This is a genomic window from Vibrio sp. BS-M-Sm-2, assembly GCF_041504345.1.
GTDB lineage: Bacteria > Pseudomonadota > Gammaproteobacteria > Enterobacterales > Vibrionaceae > Vibrio > Vibrio satsumensis.
The window spans coordinates 1,435,389-1,451,356 of the sequence record NZ_CP167894.1; the positions used below are offsets into that span (position 1 = coordinate 1,435,389).

At 45.6% G+C, this 15,968-nt stretch carries 15 protein-coding genes and 1 tRNA gene; 9 read left to right on the top strand and 7 right to left on the bottom strand.

All coding sequences use genetic code 11. The features are described 5' to 3' along the window. The first annotated feature begins 178 nt into the window (after positions 1-178). Positions 179-790, top strand: coding sequence for a TIGR04211 family SH3 domain-containing protein (locus AB8613_RS06435; protein WP_019826861.1), 612 nt, complete (start codon positions 179-181; stop codon positions 788-790). Between the two features lie 104 nt (positions 791-894). Here AB8613_RS06435 and AB8613_RS06440 read toward each other — a convergent pair whose 3' ends face one another. Further along, on the bottom strand, positions 895-1,848 hold the full coding sequence (locus AB8613_RS06440; RefSeq protein ID WP_372384663.1) for a general secretion pathway protein GspB: 954 nt from the start codon (positions 1,846-1,848) through the stop codon (positions 895-897). Continuing rightward, entirely contained in the window at positions 1,848-3,515 is a 1,668-nt protein-coding gene (locus tag AB8613_RS06445; protein ID WP_372384664.1) for an AAA family ATPase, read from the bottom strand. The genes AB8613_RS06440 and AB8613_RS06445 overlap by 1 nt, the downstream gene beginning before the upstream one ends. Before the next feature lie 36 nt (positions 3,516-3,551). Here AB8613_RS06445 and AB8613_RS06450 point away from each other — a divergent pair, with 36 nt between their 5' ends. After that, a complete protein-coding gene (locus AB8613_RS06450; protein WP_372384665.1) occupies positions 3,552-4,868 on the top strand; it encodes a multifunctional CCA addition/repair protein in 1,317 nt (438 codons plus the stop codon). Positions 4,869-4,956: 88 nt separating this feature from the next. On the opposite strand, the gene AB8613_RS06455 is transcribed toward AB8613_RS06450, so the two are convergent. The 3 genes from AB8613_RS06455 to folB are packed head-to-tail and all read right to left on the bottom strand — an operon-like array spanning position 4,957 to position 6,614. Further along, positions 4,957-5,760, bottom strand: coding sequence for an undecaprenyl-diphosphate phosphatase (locus AB8613_RS06455; RefSeq protein ID WP_004735967.1), 804 nt, complete (start codon positions 5,758-5,760; stop codon positions 4,957-4,959). A gap of 15 nt (positions 5,761-5,775) precedes the next feature. After that, the gene (folK, locus tag AB8613_RS06460; RefSeq protein ID WP_146490505.1) at positions 5,776-6,258 is read right to left on the bottom strand and encodes a 2-amino-4-hydroxy-6-hydroxymethyldihydropteridine diphosphokinase; all 483 of its coding nucleotides are present in this window, start codon (positions 6,256-6,258) and stop codon (positions 5,776-5,778) included. Next, complete coding sequence (gene folB / locus AB8613_RS06465; protein ID WP_146490504.1) at positions 6,255-6,614, bottom strand: dihydroneopterin aldolase; 360 nt, start codon at positions 6,612-6,614, stop codon at positions 6,255-6,257. Before folB ends, folK begins: the two co-directional genes overlap by 4 nt. A 138-nt stretch (positions 6,615-6,752) precedes the next feature. Here folB and plsY point away from each other — a divergent pair, with 138 nt between their 5' ends. After that, on the top strand, positions 6,753-7,394 hold the full coding sequence (gene plsY / locus AB8613_RS06470) for a glycerol-3-phosphate 1-O-acyltransferase PlsY (RefSeq protein WP_372384666.1): 642 nt from the start codon (positions 6,753-6,755) through the stop codon (positions 7,392-7,394). A gap of 11 nt (positions 7,395-7,405) precedes the next feature. Here the strand turns inward: plsY and AB8613_RS06475 are convergent, their stop codons facing one another. Next, positions 7,406-8,221 (bottom strand): alpha/beta fold hydrolase, encoded by an 816-nt coding sequence (locus tag AB8613_RS06475; protein ID WP_372384667.1) that lies wholly within the window; start codon positions 8,219-8,221, stop codon positions 7,406-7,408. Positions 8,222-8,327: 106 nt separating this feature from the next. Further along, on the bottom strand, positions 8,328-9,344 hold the full coding sequence (tsaD, locus tag AB8613_RS06480; protein ID WP_017629386.1) for a tRNA (adenosine(37)-N6)-threonylcarbamoyltransferase complex transferase subunit TsaD: 1,017 nt from the start codon (positions 9,342-9,344) through the stop codon (positions 8,328-8,330). Positions 9,345-9,602: 258 nt separating this feature from the next. Here tsaD and rpsU point away from each other — a divergent pair, with 258 nt between their 5' ends. From rpsU to AB8613_RS06510, 6 genes are all read left to right on the top strand, one after another. Further along, the gene (gene rpsU / locus AB8613_RS06485; protein ID WP_004396009.1) at positions 9,603-9,818 is read left to right on the top strand and encodes a 30S ribosomal protein S21; all 216 of its coding nucleotides are present in this window, start codon (positions 9,603-9,605) and stop codon (positions 9,816-9,818) included. Between the two features lie 25 nt (positions 9,819-9,843). Next, complete coding sequence (locus AB8613_RS06490; protein WP_017069475.1) at positions 9,844-10,287, top strand: GatB/YqeY domain-containing protein; 444 nt, start codon at positions 9,844-9,846, stop codon at positions 10,285-10,287. Between the two features lie 119 nt (positions 10,288-10,406). Then, positions 10,407-12,158, top strand: a complete 1,752-nt coding sequence (gene dnaG / locus AB8613_RS06495; RefSeq protein WP_372384668.1) for a DNA primase — start codon at positions 10,407-10,409, stop codon at positions 12,156-12,158. Between the two features lie 99 nt (positions 12,159-12,257). Then, the gene (gene rpoD, locus AB8613_RS06500) at positions 12,258-14,102 is read left to right on the top strand and encodes an RNA polymerase sigma factor RpoD (RefSeq protein WP_017061407.1); all 1,845 of its coding nucleotides are present in this window, start codon (positions 12,258-12,260) and stop codon (positions 14,100-14,102) included. 162 nt (positions 14,103-14,264) lie between these two features. Next, a tRNA-Ile gene (locus tag AB8613_RS06505) sits at positions 14,265-14,340 on the top strand. Between the two features lie 204 nt (positions 14,341-14,544). Next, positions 14,545-15,813 (top strand): O-acetylhomoserine aminocarboxypropyltransferase/cysteine synthase family protein, encoded by a 1,269-nt coding sequence (locus AB8613_RS06510; protein WP_372384669.1) that lies wholly within the window; start codon positions 14,545-14,547, stop codon positions 15,811-15,813. The last annotated feature ends 155 nt before the right edge of the window (positions 15,814-15,968 follow it).

Consider the following 15,968-nt stretch of genomic DNA (forward strand, 5'->3'; position numbering starts at 1 on the left):
TCAGAATAGTGTGAACTTCAGTAACGATATGTAAATGCCATGTCATTATTGACTCAAACGCACAGAAAGGGAGGCTTTGCCTCCCTTCTTTGTTGCACCGCATAAAGAAACTAAATATTATTTGCTGATTGAGGCTGACTCATACGCCTACCCAATTTGAATCGTTAAGGGATTTACTGTGAAAAAACTGATTAGCTTAGTTTTGTTCGCAATGCTTGCGGCTCCAGCTGCCTTTGCACAAGACCGTTATATTGCTGACAAACTATTTACTTATATGCATTCTGGCCCAAACAACACCTTCCGTATCATCGGCAGTGTTGATGCTGGTGAAAAGATTACATACCTACAAACTAACAAGAGCACGGGTTACACCCAGATTCAAGACAACCGCGGCCGTAAAGGTTGGGTTGAAAGTAAGTTTGTAAGCACAAAAGAAAGCATGGCACTACGTATGCCCAAGCTTGAGAAAGAGCTGACTGAAGTTAAAGGCAAGCTAGCGAACGCTCGCCAGAGTGCTGACAGCGAAAAAGCTGGCCTAGCGAGCTCTCTAGATTCTCGTAACAAGCAGATTGCTGAACTAGAACAGAACTACAGTGAAATTAGCCAACAGCTAACGAGCTCTCAAACAGAGAACCGTGAATTGCGCGCTAAGCTAGACACTCAAAAAGACGACCTACTATTAAAGTACTTCATGTACGGTGGTGGTGTTGCGGGTATTGGTCTACTTCTAGGCCTTGTTCTGCCACACATTATGCCTCGTCGCAGAAAGTCACCAAACGGTTGGGCGTAGACTTAACGCTTGTCTCAGGTACAGTAAATTCAGTATCGAATATCAAAAAGGAGCACCGAGGTGCTCCTTTTTATTTGCCTGTCATCTAGTGCCCTTGAAACTCGCTAGCCTTTCCACTCGTACAGAGCTGGGATTTCTATCTTCTGCTGGTTGAACTCTATGATCACCGATTGTGGCTTAATCTCGAGTAACTGAATGTCTCGCCCAATCCAATCCCCTTGCGCCACCTCTTGGCCATTCACTTTGACCCAACGCTTGGTTTCGCTACTCGAATACATGTGAGTTTGTAAGTCTAACTTAGGTAACACCCCAGACAAGCTATTGGTATGCGTTTCCAACTCAATGACCTGTGACCCTACTTGTCCTGCTGGTCTTGAATCCATCGGTTCAGGTGCGCTTTGTTGATCACCCATGATAGATTCAAGCTTCAATGCTAAATCAGGTGGTAACTCACTGAGGTCTAGCCCTTGCAATAAATCACTGTCCGATTGCAGAGCCCTACCCTCATTGCTTGCACCTGGCTGAACCTCAGGCTGAGCCAGTGATAGCTCTGACTCTTCTGATGTTCGCGCACTGCTCTCCGAGCTAGCAACGGGCACAATAGCTCCACCAGCGACATTCGTACTTTCAGAGTCAATCTTTGCATACATTTCTTGGCGCGGAAGTGTTTTCAAAGGTTGGCTTGACGGTGCCGGACGAACGGCGAACAGTACTTCGTCTTCCGCACCCGCTGACGCGGCTTCCATGCTTGCTATGTCAGCCTCAGATATTTGAGAGTCAAGGTCTGACGGAAGCTTTAACTCTGGTAGATCTACATTGGCAACTTGGCTAATCGAGTTTTGATGTTGATTGTATGATTGATAAACCAAGGTACCGCCTACCAACAAACAAGGCACAAGCAAAAGAAGTAACCCCATGGCTAACGACGAACCACGTTTGTTGCTGATGCCCTTTGCCGAGTTCGGCACATGGTGATTTTGGTAGCCTTTAAAGCTAGGTTTATTGATAGATGATTGTGTAACCGAAGACTGATTCAGCTTGTGAATAATACGTGACATTAGCTTGCCCCTCCACTTAATGACATCAACTTCGGAGAATCAAGCTGAGCTAATCTTTGCAACCTTGCTAATGTTCGTTGACCTGCGATGCCGTCAACCGACATACCTTGCCAAGTTTGAAACGCTTCAACCTTCATTTTTAATTCGTAATCAAATACATCACTACCAGACACAACCTCTCCCAACACCTCAGAAAGCAACAAATCGAGCAAAGCCACAGCTTCACCTTGGTAACCCTCTTTCAGCGTCTCTCGCAGCGGCTGTTTCCAAATCGCGACATAATCACCCTGCCAGATCTGCTCTAGAGATTGCTTAGGCATGACTAAGAGTTTTTCGTTAACCAGTAGTTCGACAGAATCTTGTGATACGCCATAAAGCACAGCAAACACAGATTCTTGTTCTATGTCTAAGTTCAACACCACAGGAACGCCTAACTCAAATAGGTCATCCAAGCTAGATTGTTGCTGTTCACATACGAAAACACTTTGCGGCTCGCTTAGACATAAACCGTCTCGCAATGAAGACTGATATCCCCAAAGGGTGTATAAATCCTTGATAGCCAGCGAACGGTTAGTCCCTTGCATCAAGTGTTGTTGAATATGTGCTGGCAGTGCGAACTTGTCTGTCTCAAACTCAACCACCTCAGGCGTATCCGCGACTAACGACCGTTGCATCTTTGCTGAGCCTACAGCTTGGACTTCATTTGAAGGTTTGGTTGTTAACCATGAATCTATATACGTTGGGGCAAAGTTAAAGGTTGCCATCGCAAGTGCGACACTCAAGGTAGCTGCACCAGCGTACTGAACGAGCTTTGGTAGCACGCTCGCTGCGCGAGGTTTATCGACATGATAAACCTCGGCCTGAAAGGACATAACCTGCTGACACGCTCGGTTAACCGTTTCATTGCTCGGTGTTTGCCCTCCCTCATGAAAAGCTAACTGCAGCGCCTTATCACACACCAAGTTAATCAGCCTTGGAATGCCATGAGTATATTGAGCAATCAGCTTGACGGAGCGATTCGAGAACAACATCTGCTCGCCACCTGCCGTCTCCAGACGAAACGCGATGTACTTACCGGTCTCTTCAATATTGAGAGGCAATAAATGGTAACGCCCTGTAATACGCTGTGCCAATTGACGCAGTTGCGTGGTCTGCAAATGCTGTTGTAATTCAGGTTGACCAACCAACAATACTTTTAATAGCTTACGACTGTCTGTTTCCAAATTGGTCAGAAGGCGAAGCTGTTCCAATACATCGGCAGCAAGGTGTTGAGCTTCGTCTATCACCAATAAGGTTTGAATGCCCTCTGCATGGCTATCCAATAAGAAGTAGTGAATCGCCTGACTCAGCTGCTTCAGCGATGCTTGTTCTGGGTACTCGACCTCAAACTCATCGCAGATAGCTTCAAGTAAATCTGTATTGGAAAATGTAGGGTTAAGTATAAGGCCAGCTTGAGTCTGATTATCGAGTGAAGACAACATCGCCTTAGCGACCGTTGTTTTCCCTGTACCCACCTCACCAGTAAGCATCGCAAAGCCCCCACCCTCGCCTAAACCGGCTTGTAGGTTCTGCATTGCCTCTTGGTGGCGCTGACTCAAAAACAAATAGCGAGAATTTGGTACAATCGAAAATGGCATCTCAACGAAGCCAAAATATTCCTTATACATGTGCTGCCCTATAATTACGATTAATGGAAAGTACCATTGCTTGCCGTAAAGTCCAGCAGTGATAAAACATTTCGAGGTGATAAGTTGCAAATATACGATAGCCTACCAGAAGAGAATGGGCTACAGCGCTATCTAGTCGGTGGGGCGGTGCGCGATAAGCTACTCAATATTGATAGCTATGATAAAGATTGGGTTGTGGTCGGTAGTACTCCTCAAGAAATGGAAAGCCTTGGCTTTACTGCTGTCGGAAAAGATTTCCCTGTATTCTTACACCCAAAAACCAAAGAAGAGCACGCACTGGCTCGTACGGAGAGAAAGTCAGGTTCGGGTTATACAGGTTTCGAGTGTTACTTCGCGCCGGATGTCAGTCTAGAAGAAGACCTCATGCGTCGCGATCTGACTATCAACGCTATTGCTCAAGATGATGAAGGCCAACTTTATGATCCTTACCATGGCCAGAAAGATCTCTCCGATCGTATCTTAAGACACGTATCGGACGCTTTTGTTGAAGATCCTCTTCGCGTGCTACGTGTGGCTCGCTTCGCCGCCAAGCTTCACCATCTCAACTTTACAGTTGCCCCAGAAACCATGGTGATGATGGCAACAATCGTTGAATCAGGAGAACTGGCACACCTTACAGCCGAACGAGTTTGGCAAGAGTGGCACAAATCACTCAGTACACCACACCCAGAAGTGTTCCTTTCTGTATTGAAAGAGTGTGGTGCATTGGCAATCGTATTACCTGAGATTGACGCTCTATTTGGCGTCCCTCAACCTGAGAAATGGCATCCTGAAATCGACACAGGCATTCACACTCTGATGGTTGCTCAACAAGCTGCACTATTAAGCCCATCGTTACCGGTACGCTTTGCTGCTCAAGTGCATGACTTAGGTAAAGGCGTTACACCTGAAAGTGAATGGCCAAGCCATAAGATGCACTGCCACACAGGTTTGAAAATCATTAAGAAGCTATGTGAACGAGTGAGAGTACCCAACGAATTCAGAGATCTTGCTCTGTTAGTGTGCGAGCAGCATTCTAATATCCATCGTGCTAGTGAGCTCAAACCTACAACCTTCCTTAAGGTTCTCAACAAGTTCGATGTTTGGCGTAAACCAGAACGACTCAACGACATCTTGCTTTGCTGCCAAGCTGACCACGCAGGCCGTAGAGGGTTAGAAGATCAGCCTTACCCTCAAAAGGCTCGTTTTGAAGCGGCCTATCAAGCGGCGCTTCAAGTTGAAGTAAAAGCGATCATTGCTGATGGCTTTAAAGGTAAAGATATTCGAGAAGAGCAAGAGAAGCGCAGAGCGGTGGCTATTGAAGGATCTTTATCAGAACTCACTGATAGTTAGTCGTAAGCACGCATTAAAAAACCCGCAACTAAGCGGGTTTTTCCGTTTCAATCTGTAGGACGAAACATTTGTCTTCGTAAGTCGAGCGCTACTGCATCATCAAGAAAGCAAATAGACCAAAACCTAGAATCAGGCGGTAGATAACAAACGGTGTCATACCCATACGAGAGATAAGCTTCAAGAAGAAGTGGATACAGATATAAGCACTAATGAAAGAAACCACGATTCCCGTTAGCAAAGTGCCCACATGAATTGGGTCACCACTGGTCACTAACTTCAGACCCAAATAACCACCAGCTAGAGTGATGATTGGGATAGACATCAAGAAAGAGAATCGAGCTGCTGCTTCACGTGTAAAACCAAGATACAGCGCCGCGGTAATGGTTGCGCCAGAACGAGACGTGCCCGGAATGATCGCCATTGCTTGAGCAAGACCAATAAATAACGCCTTTTTCCAACCCGCTTGGTATTCGTCATCACGCAGGCTTGAGTTCTTATCCACCCACCATAACAACAGACCAAAGATAATCGTTGTCGTTGCGATCACCCACGCGCTACGCAGATAAAGCTCAACAATATCTTTCATCAACAGACCAAAGATACACGCAGGAATCGTCGCGAGAATGATCATCCACGCTAACTTCGCTTCCTTGCTGCGATCGCCTTTAAACACTGAACCAAAGAATGCGCTCAACAAAGAGACGACTTCTTTACGGAAATAGATCACTACTGCGGCCAAAGTACCGACATGGACAGCAACATCAAAAGCCAAACCCTGATCTTCCCAGCCTAAAACCGCTGATGGAAGAATCAAGTGTGCAGAACTGGAAATAGGTAAAAACTCAGTAAAGCCTTGCACCAACGCCAACATAAACGCTTCAAAATAACTCATTACTTACCTTAAAAATTATAGTTTTATATCTACGACAGAGAGCGAGTCTAATTGCTGCATCTTCTGCCATATTTCACTGACGGTTCTTCCGTCTTGCGGGATCACTCTCGCAGGACAAAGATCATAAAGCGGTTGTGTTACAAAAGGATATTTGTAGATATCACTGCGTGGTAATTCTGGTTCGCGCTCAGAAACCACCTCTCCAAACAGCACAATATCAAGATCGAGTTTTCGATCTTGAAGTTTGTGCGCATCTTGAGAGCGACCCCATTTAAACTCAATTGTACGCAGCTGCTGTGAAAATTCAGTCAATGAGAGTGACGTGTCGAGCTCTATCACAAAGTTATAAAACGGATGGCTATTAAAACCCACGGGCTCACAGTGATAGATTTTAGAACATTTAAGGTTAGTCCCTAACGATTGAAGCTCTGTCCATGCCACCCTTGCATGCTTATCGCGGTCTATGTTCGTGCCAACGCCAACATAGGCTATTGTCATGCTTGACCTCGTTCGATGACTACGCCAACGGCTTTTGCTTGCGGCACTGCGCCCGGTTTAGCTAAACGGATTTTAATCCAAGGTACAGAGAATTGAGTCATGATCAATTCAGCGACTTCTTCTGCCACACGCTCCACCAATAGGAATCGGCCATTCGCAATATGGTCAAGCACGGCAGTACTCACTGTCGAGTAATCCAAAGCATCAACCACATCATCACTCTTACCTGCTGGGCGGTTGTCATGAGCCATTTCAATATCAAGCACAAGTTTTTGTTTAATCTCTTGTTCCCAATCGTAAACACCGATCGTTGTAATTACTTCTAGCTGTTCAATGAAAACTTTATCCAATGCCATGACTTGTCCTTTTAGAGGTCGGATACCCATATTGGGGAAAAAAACGTATTATTTGCGTAATTCGAGATATGATATCAATTACTCTTGGATTGAGCATTATTTTCCCATCGCTAGGCTTATAACCGTTTAAGGAAAGACATGACCCCATTGGCACTAATCATGATCATTGCAGCCTATTTGCTAGGTTCAATCTCTAGTGCGGTCTTGATATGCCGAGTCTTAAGACTTCCTGATCCAAGAACGGTAGGCTCCAATAACCCTGGAGCCACCAATGTACTGCGCGTTGGCGGCAAAGGCGCAGCTGCTGCTGTCCTCCTGTGTGACATGCTGAAAGGCACCATCCCTGTCTGGCTTGGCTACTACCTCAATATCGACTCGATCATTTTAGGTGTAGTGGCGATTGCTGCTTGTCTTGGCCATATGTACCCAATATTCTTCCACTTTAAAGGTGGTAAAGGCGTCGCAACTGCACTCGGCGCTATCGCCCCAATAGGATTCGATCTAACCGGTATGATCATGGCGACTTGGTTGATTGTGGCTTTTTTGTTTCGTTACTCTTCTTTAGCGGCACTGGTTACTGTGTTGCTCGCACCTTTCTACGCTTGGTTAGTCAAACCTCAATACACACTGCCTGTAGCCATGTTGTGTTGTTTGATTGTGCTACGTCACCATCAGAATATCCGTCGCCTACTCGATGGCAGTGAGCCAAAACTCGGACAAAAAAATCGGCTTAACCTTATATATCCGTTTGAATATACAGGTTTAAGCCGATCATTTTAAGGATAAGAAGGTTACAGCAGGTGCTTATCTAAAAACGTCTTCAGCATTGTGTTCACAAACTCTGGTTGCTCTAACGAACTAATATGACCAGCGCCAGGAATCACCACTAATTCACTGCCCGTAATGCAATCGTGCATTAAGTATGACTCAAGTACCGGACGTGGTTTATCTTCTTGTCCTACAGCAATCAAAACAGGCAGAGCAAAGTTCTCTACCGACTCAATCATATCTCGACGTCCAAACACCATTCGACCAATTCGAGCCACTTCTTCAGCGTTCTCGCCCTCAAGAGCAGATAACTGCTGAGTAAAACCTTCCACTAAAGTTGGCGTATTGGTTTGAGCATCATTGGCAAAGAACAGTGGGACAACCGCTTCAACAATCGGTTGAGGAACCATCTTAGTTTGAGAAATGGTGTCTAGCATGCTGAAGTATTTAGCGTGCGCAACTTCTGGCTCTAAACCAACAAAGGTATCCATAAGTACCAAAGACTTGATTCGTGCAGGCGCTAATTCGGCAAGCTCCGTTCCCCACATACCACCAACCGATAAACCAACAACTGAAAACTTATCGATGTTTAGGTGATCAAGCAGTGCCAAAACATGTTGAGCGTAATCTTTCAGGTTACGCATTGCACTCGGTGCCGCTTCAGATTCACCATGAGACCAAAGCTCAGGCACAATACAACGGTACTGAGTTTTCAACGCCTCAATCTGTGGCTTCCACATTGCGCTATCCCAAAGGTAGCTGTGACCCAATACAACAACCGGGCCCTCACCTTCATCTAGGTACGCCATCGATTGATTGTCTACAGTGAACTTGTTCATCTTCTTCCCTAATCTCTATCAGCAATAATTTATCGACATATAGTCGGTAAGCTAGGATATAAAAACGGCCGCACTAGGCGACCGTTTATCGAAACATCTTGATGTATTAAGCAATTGGCTCTAATTGGTCAATCGGCCAACGTGGTGTTGCTTGAACTGAAAGATCTGCAGTCTCGCCATTTTTCAGGCGCTGCATACCGGCATAAGCAATCATTGCACCGTTATCGGTACAGAACTCAGTACGTGGGTAGTAAACCTCACCACCAATTTTCTTAGCAAGCGCTTCAAGCTCAACACGCAGTTGCTTATTTGCGCTTACACCACCAGCAATCACTATACGTTTCATGCCTGTCTGTTCCAAGGCACGCTTACACTTGATTACCAAGGTACCACAAACCGCTTCTTGGAATGCGTAAGCAATGTCCGCGCGAGTTTGATCATCGTTATCATTGTCACGAATCGTATTCGCTGCAAATGTTTTTAGACCAGAGAAGCTCATGTCTAGGCCTGGGCGATCGGTCATTGGACGCGGGAACTTAAAGCGACCTGGCGTGCCTTTCTCTGCTAATCGAGAAAGCAGCGGACCACCAGGGTAATCTAAGCCCATCAGCTTAGCCGTTTTATCAAAGGCTTCGCCCGCCGCATCATCAATCGATTCGCCAAGGATCTTGTATTCACCAATCCCTTTCACTTCAACCATCATGGTGTGACCGCCAGAAACCAGCAGCGCAACAAATGGGAACGGCGGTGGGTTATCTTCTAGCATTGGCGCTAGTAGGTGACCTTCCATGTGGTGAACAGGTACAGCGGGTACGCCCCAAGCGTAAGCAATACTGCGGCCAATCGTTGCGCCAACCAGCAACGCGCCAACTAACCCCGGGCCTGCCGTGTAAGCCACGCCATCAATATCTTTCGATGTTAAGTTAGCTTCCGCTAAAGCGGCTTTAATCAGTGGAATGGTCTTTTTCACGTGGTCACGTGAAGCAAGCTCAGGTACCACACCACCGTAATCGGCGTGCAGTTTTACTTGGCTATATAATTGATGAGAAAGCAACCCCTGCTCATCATCATAAATTGCGATTCCTGTTTCATCACAAGAGGTTTCAATACCAATAATGCGCATAATTTTCTCGGCACGCTTTCGTCTAAAATGGGAAATTAGCGCAATATTACCCTGCCTAAGCTCTTCAAACAAATATTGTACAGACTATAATCGACAAAGTGCTTTACAAAGCCACTGTGATCGGATTAAAATTCCGCACCATTTTTGATCAAGCTGGTTAATGGCCAAACACGAATAGAGAGTTAGCTCGATGGGTAACTTCTCTGATTTGGTACTGAGTAGCCAGCGATAATGAATAACCCCTGAGGTGAAAGGCATATGCCAATAGTTAAAGTACGTGAAAACGAACCGTTCGACGTTGCACTACGTCGTTTCAAGCGCTCTTGTGAAAAAGCAGGTATCCTTTCTGAAGTTCGCCGTCGCGAGCACTACGAAAAGCCAACTACAGTTCGCAAACGCGCTAAAGCAGCAGCTCAAAAGCGTCACGCTAAGAAGCTAGCTCGCGAAAACGCACGTCGCGTTCGCCTGTACTAATAACTTAATCCATAAGGACTGAGTTATGGCTCTTATTGAACAACTCAAAGAAGAGCAAAAATTAGCGATGAAAGCCAAGGACAAACCGCGCCTTGGCACTATCCGCTTAGCTCTTTCAGCAATTAAGCAACGTGAAGTTGACGAACGGATCACTCTGAACGACGACGACATTCTTGCTGTATTAGTTAAAATGGTTAAGCAACGTCGCGATTCTGTTGCTCAATATGAATCGGCAAATCGTCAAGATCTTGCTGACGTGGAAAAAGCAGAAATTACGGTACTTGAAGGCTTTATGCCTCAACCGCTAACTGATGAAGAAGTTATTGCACTACTTGATAGCGCAATCGCCGAAGCTCAACCAGCGGGCATGCAAGACATGGGTAAAGTAATGGCTATCTTGAAACCACAAATTCAAGGGCGTGCAGATATGGGTAAAGTTAGTGGTTTAGTTCGTTCTAAACTCGCTTAATCCCAAATCAAATTGCAACAAGCCGTGCAATCCTTCGGAACGCACGGCTTGTTTGTATCTGTAACCTATTCAAACTATTATTATCCACACTCTCAGTTAGTGCATTTTTCTAAGGTTTTATGGCAGGACACATCCCGCGTAGTTTCATCGATGATCTCCTAGCGCGTCTCGACATTGTCGACATTGTGGACGCACGCGTGAAACTTAAGAAAAAAGGCAAAAACTATGGTGCTTGTTGCCCATTCCACAACGAAAAGACCCCTTCTTTTAGCGTAAGCCAAGAAAAACAGTTTTATCACTGCTTTGGTTGTGGCGTACACGGTAATGCTATCGACTTCATTATGGAGTTCGAACGTCTCGATTTTGTTGAAGCTATTGAAGAGCTTGCCTCTTTCTTAGGCCTTGATGTTCCTAGAGAGCAGCGCAGCGGCGAGATATCAACAGCACCAAGAGCCAACAGCGAACAAAAACGTAACCTCTACGATTTGATGGGCGGCATCAGTAATTTTTACCGCTCTCAACTGAAAATATCAGCCAACAAACCTGCGATTGATTACCTAAAGAATCGCGGTCTGTCTGGCGAAATCGTCCAGAAATTTGGCATTGGTTATGTGGCCGATGAGTGGGACTTAGTTCGTAAGAACTTTGGCCAACAGAAAGAAGCCCAAGACATGCTCGTGACTGGCGGCATGTTAATAGAGAATGATAAAGGCAACCGATACGACCGATTCCGTGGACGAGTGATGTTCCCGATTCGCGATCGTCGTGGTCGTGTGATTGGTTTTGGTGGTCGTGTATTAGAAGACGGCACACCAAAATATCTCAATTCACCAGAAACGCCTATCTTCCATAAAGGTAAAGAGCTTTACGGCCTTTATGAAGTGTTACAAGCATACCGTGAACCGCCGCAAGTCCTTGTGGTTGAAGGCTACATGGATGTCGTAGCACTCGCGCAATATGGTGTTGATTACTCAGTAGCATCACTGGGCACCTCGACAACTGGTGACCACATTCAAATGCTGTTCCGTCAAACCAGTACTGTGGTTTGTTGTTACGATGGTGACCGAGCAGGTAAAGAAGCGGCATGGCGCGCACTAGAAAATGCGCTTGAGTACCTGAAAACAGGTAACACGCTTAAGTTTCTATTCTTGCCAGACGGTGAAGACCCAGATAGCTATATAAGAGAACACGGCAAAGCCGCTTTCGAACAGCTTGTTCATAATGCGACGCCGCTTTCAACTTATTTGTTCGATAACCTGATTGAAATACACAAGTTGAACTTGGGAACAACCGAAGGGAAATCAGCACTGCGAGCACACGCTAGCGCCTTGATTAACAAAATTCCTGACAGTTACTTCCAAGAATTGCTCGAAAAACTGCTCGATGAGCGGACTGGATTTGATAACCAATTACGACGTGCGCGAGTTCATACACAGAACCCGACACCTCAACCGCATAAAGAGCTGAAGCGCACTCCAATGCGTGAAGTTATCGCTTTGCTTATCCAAAATCCGAGCTATGCTGATATGGTACCGGATTTATCAAGTGTCAAAGGCTTACAGTTGCCTGGACTAAGTTTATTCGTCGAAGTACTTGATAAATGCCACGAGCATCCCCATATCAACACAGGCCAATTATTAGAGCATTGGCGACACAATAAACATGAGGCTCTTCTGTCTCGTCTCGCGAGCTGGGAAATCCCCCTCGACGAAGACAATCAAGAAGACATATTTTTAGACTCATTGGACAACATACTTGCCCAGTGCGTTGAAAAACAAATTGAAAACCTGCAGGCCAAAGCAAGAAGCGTCGGTTTATCAGCCGAAGAAAAAAGGGAGCTACTAGCTTTAATGCTAGATCTAAAAGCGTAACCCTGTTTGATTAGTCAGCATTTAATAAATTTGTTAACATAATTGGTTTGCATTTGAGAATGCAACGTCCTTCACCAGACCTGAAGTTGGATATCATCTATGGATCAAAATCCGCAGTCACAGCTAAAATTACTTGTTATTAAAGGCAAGGAACAAGGCTATCTGACCTACGCCGAAGTAAACGACCACCTACCTGCAGAAATCGTGGATTCTGAACAGGTAGAAGACATCATTCAAATGATCAACGACATGGGTATCAAGGTAGTTGAAACTGCACCTGATGCTGATGATCTAGCACTTAATGATGACGATGCCAATATAGATGAAGATGCAGCCGAAGCTGCAGCTGCTGCGCTTTCAAGCGTAGAAAGCGAGATTGGCCGTACTACTGACCCAGTTCGTATGTACATGCGTGAAATGGGTACGGTTGAACTACTGACTCGTGAAGGCGAAATCGACATTGCGAAACGTATTGAAGATGGTATCAATACAGTTCAACTATCGGTTGCTGAGTACCCAGGCACTATTCCATACATCTTGGAACAGTTTGACCGCGTACAAGCAGAAGAGATTCGCTTAACAGACCTAATCAATGGCTTTGTTGACCCAGACGACGATGGCACAGCTGCGCCAACGGCGACTCACATCGGTTCAGAACTTGCTGAAACTGATCTGGAAGACGAAGACAAAGAAGACGCTGAAGACGACGAGGAAGAGGAAGAAGAAGATACAGGTATCGATCCTGAGCTTGCTCTTGAGAAGTTCACAGCGCTTCGTACTAGCTACCAGAACCGTCAGCTAGCGATCAACGAGTACGGCCATGAAAGCCCGAAAGCAACGCTTGCAACGACAATGATGCAAGACGTATTCAAAGAGTTCCGTCTAACACCAAAACAGTTTGATTACCTAGTAAACGAACTGCGTAACTCTATGGATCGCGTACGTACTCAAGAACGTCTAATCATGCGTCAAACGGTTGAGTACGGCAAAATGCCGAAGAAATCTTTCATTGCTCTATTTACTGGTAACGAATCTAGCGAAGCATGGTTGGATGAAGTTCTTGCTTCAGACAAGCCATATGCAGAAAAGATCAAACGTAACGAGCACGACATCCGTCGCTCTATCCAAAAACTGGATATGATCGAACGTGAAACGTCTCTTACTGTTCAAAGCATCAAAGATATCAGCCGTCGTATGTCTATCGGTGAAGCGAAAGCTCGTCGTGCGAAGAAAGAGATGGTTGAAGCGAACTTACGTCTAGTAATCTCGATTGCTAAGAAGTACACAAACCGTGGTCTACAATTCCTGGATCTAATCCAAGAAGGTAACATCGGTCTGATGAAAGCCGTAGATAAGTTTGAATACCGTCGTGGTTATAAGTTCTCTACTTACGCTACTTGGTGGATCCGTCAAGCAATCACTCGTTCGATTGCCGACCAAGCTCGTACTATCCGTATTCCGGTTCACATGATCGAAACGATCAACAAACTAAACCGTATCTCTCGTCAAATGCTACAAGAGATGGGTCGTGAACCACTTCCGGAAGAACTGGCTGAACGCATGCAAATGCCTGAAGACAAGATCCGTAAAGTACTGAAAATCGCTAAAGAGCCAATCTCAATGGAGACACCAATCGGTGACGACGAAGATTCGCACCTAGGTGATTTCATCGAGGATACAACGCTAGAACTACCTTTAGACTCTGCAACGGCAACAAGCCTACGCGGTGCAACTAAAGACGTTCTTGCTGGCCTAACACCTCGTGAAGCTAAAGTACTGCGTATGCGTTTCGGTATCGACATGAACACTGACCACACTCTTGAAGAAGTGGGCAAGCAGTTCGACGTAACTCGTGAACGTATCCGTCAGATCGAAGCAAAAGCACTGCGTAAACTTCGTCACCCAAGCCGCTCAGAAACTCTGCGTAGCTTCCTAGACGAGTAATCACACGCTTTAGTGTGGTTAGCTTTTAAGCATAAATAAGAAAAGGTGAGCGTTGGCTCACCTTTTTTTATCTGTGTGATTTAAGTGGCTAAGATGTAAGCGGAATTGCCCCTTATAGTGTCTAGACACCACTGAATGCTTCCCCTATAATCTATGCCCTACGGCCCCTTAGCTCAGTGGTTAGAGCGCACGACTCATAATCGTTCGGTCCCCAGTTCAAATCTGGGAGGGGCCACCAAATTAGAAAAGCCAGAACAGTTCATGCTGCTCTGGCTTTTTGCTTTTCTAAATCTGTACAACTCACGCCCTGCACTTCCTAACCAATATCGAATCGTCCCGCATACAATTCCAATTGCCTCTCTGTGACTAAACATACTTTTCTTTTATAAAAAAATCGGCAATATGAGTGTACACAAATCATTCAATAGTTCAGGGAAGACTCATGAAAGACGAAACACTCTCGATTCACTTCGGTTACGACACTGATCCAACAACCAAATCGGTTGCCACACCTATTTATCAAACCGTCGCGTACGAATTCGATGACGCACAACACGGCGCCGATCTCTTCAACCTTGCGGTGCCAGGTAATATCTACACACGGATAATGAATCCAACCAATGACGTGTTAGAAAAACGCATGGCGGCCTTAGAAGGTGGGATTGCAGGCTTAGTCGTGAGTGCGGGCAGTGCTGCGATCAACTACGCGATTCAGACGTTGGCACAAATAGGTGACAACATTGTTTCAACGCCTCAGCTTTACGGTGGTACTTACACTCTATTTGCTCACATGCTGCCAAACCAAGGAATTGAAGTTCGTTTTGCTAAAGACGACAAACCTGAAAGCTTAGCGGCACTGATCGATGAAAAAACTAAGGCGGTTTACTGTGAAAGTATTGGTAACCCAGCAGGTAATATTATCGACTTAGAGCGTGTTGCAGAACTTGCTCACGCACAAGGTGTGCCTGTAATTGTTGATAATACGGTGGCAACGCCTGTGCTGTGTAAACCTATCGATTTTGGTGCCGACATCGTGGTGCACTCACTAACCAAATACGTGGGTGGTCACGGTACAACGTTAGGTGGCGTGATTGTCGACTCAGGTAAATTCCCATGGGCACAGCACAAGGACCGCTTCCCTGTGTTTAATCAGCCAGAGCCTTCTTATCATGGCGTGGTTTATACCGAAGCCTTTGGTGAGGCTGCATTTATTGGTCGCGCTAGAACGGTTCCACTACGCAATACAGGTGCAGCACTGTCACCCATGAATGCTTTCATGTTGATGCAAGGTTTGGAGACGTTGTCGTTACGCATGGAGCGACACACAGAAAACGCATTGAAAGTGGCAGAATACCTCAGCCAACACGAAAAAGTCAGTTGGGTAAGCTACGCTGGTCTGCCTAGCTCAGAATTCTACCCGCTTGCTGAAAAATACATGCAGGGTAAACCATCGGCTATTCTGTCTTTTGGTTTGAAGGACGGTTATGAAGCTGGTGTCCGCTTCTACGACGCGCTACAAATCTTCAAGCGTTTAGTGAACATTGGTGATGCCAAGTCTCTGGCTTGTCACCCTGCTTCTACAACACACCGTCAATTAAGCGAAGCTGAACAGAAACAAGCCGGAGTATCACCAGAGATGATTCGCCTTTCAGTCGGCATTGAGCACATCGAAGATATCTTGGCTGACCTAGAGCAAGCTCTTAACGCTTAATCAAGGTAGCGACACCGAGATATTAAAGTCTCATGCAGCATCAAAAAATTAACAGGTACAAAAAAGCCCATCACTGGATGGGCTTCTTGTTATCTATGTGTCGAAAGACTATAAAAATTAGAGCTTTTTCTCTGTAATCTTTCACTACTCAACTA

Excerpts from the sequence above, each read along its gene's own strand:
- AB8613_RS06440 (WP_372384663.1), bottom strand. The coding sequence starts at position 1,848 with ATGTCACGTATTATTCACAAGCTGAATCAGTCTTCGGTTACACAATCA.
- AB8613_RS06445 (WP_372384664.1), bottom strand. The coding sequence starts at position 3,515 with ATGTATAAGGAATATTTTGGCTTCGTTGAGATGCCATTTTCGATTGTA.
- AB8613_RS06455 (WP_004735967.1), bottom strand. The coding sequence starts at position 5,760 with ATGAGTTATTTTGAAGCGTTTATGTTGGCGTTGGTGCAAGGCTTTACT.
- folK (WP_146490505.1), bottom strand. The coding sequence starts at position 6,258 with ATGACAATAGCCTATGTTGGCGTTGGCACGAACATAGACCGCGATAAG.
- folB (WP_146490504.1), bottom strand. The coding sequence starts at position 6,614 with ATGGCATTGGATAAAGTTTTCATTGAACAGCTAGAAGTAATTACAACG.
- plsY (WP_372384666.1), top strand. The coding sequence starts at position 6,753 with ATGACCCCATTGGCACTAATCATGATCATTGCAGCCTATTTGCTAGGT.
- AB8613_RS06475 (WP_372384667.1), bottom strand. The coding sequence starts at position 8,221 with ATGAACAAGTTCACTGTAGACAATCAATCGATGGCGTACCTAGATGAA.
- tsaD (WP_017629386.1), bottom strand. The coding sequence starts at position 9,344 with ATGCGCATTATTGGTATTGAAACCTCTTGTGATGAAACAGGAATCGCA.
- rpsU (WP_004396009.1), top strand. The coding sequence starts at position 9,603 with ATGCCAATAGTTAAAGTACGTGAAAACGAACCGTTCGACGTTGCACTA.
- AB8613_RS06490 (WP_017069475.1), top strand. The coding sequence starts at position 9,844 with ATGGCTCTTATTGAACAACTCAAAGAAGAGCAAAAATTAGCGATGAAA.
- dnaG (WP_372384668.1), top strand. The coding sequence starts at position 10,407 with ATGGCAGGACACATCCCGCGTAGTTTCATCGATGATCTCCTAGCGCGT.
- rpoD (WP_017061407.1), top strand. The coding sequence starts at position 12,258 with ATGGATCAAAATCCGCAGTCACAGCTAAAATTACTTGTTATTAAAGGC.
- AB8613_RS06510 (WP_372384669.1), top strand. The coding sequence starts at position 14,545 with ATGAAAGACGAAACACTCTCGATTCACTTCGGTTACGACACTGATCCA.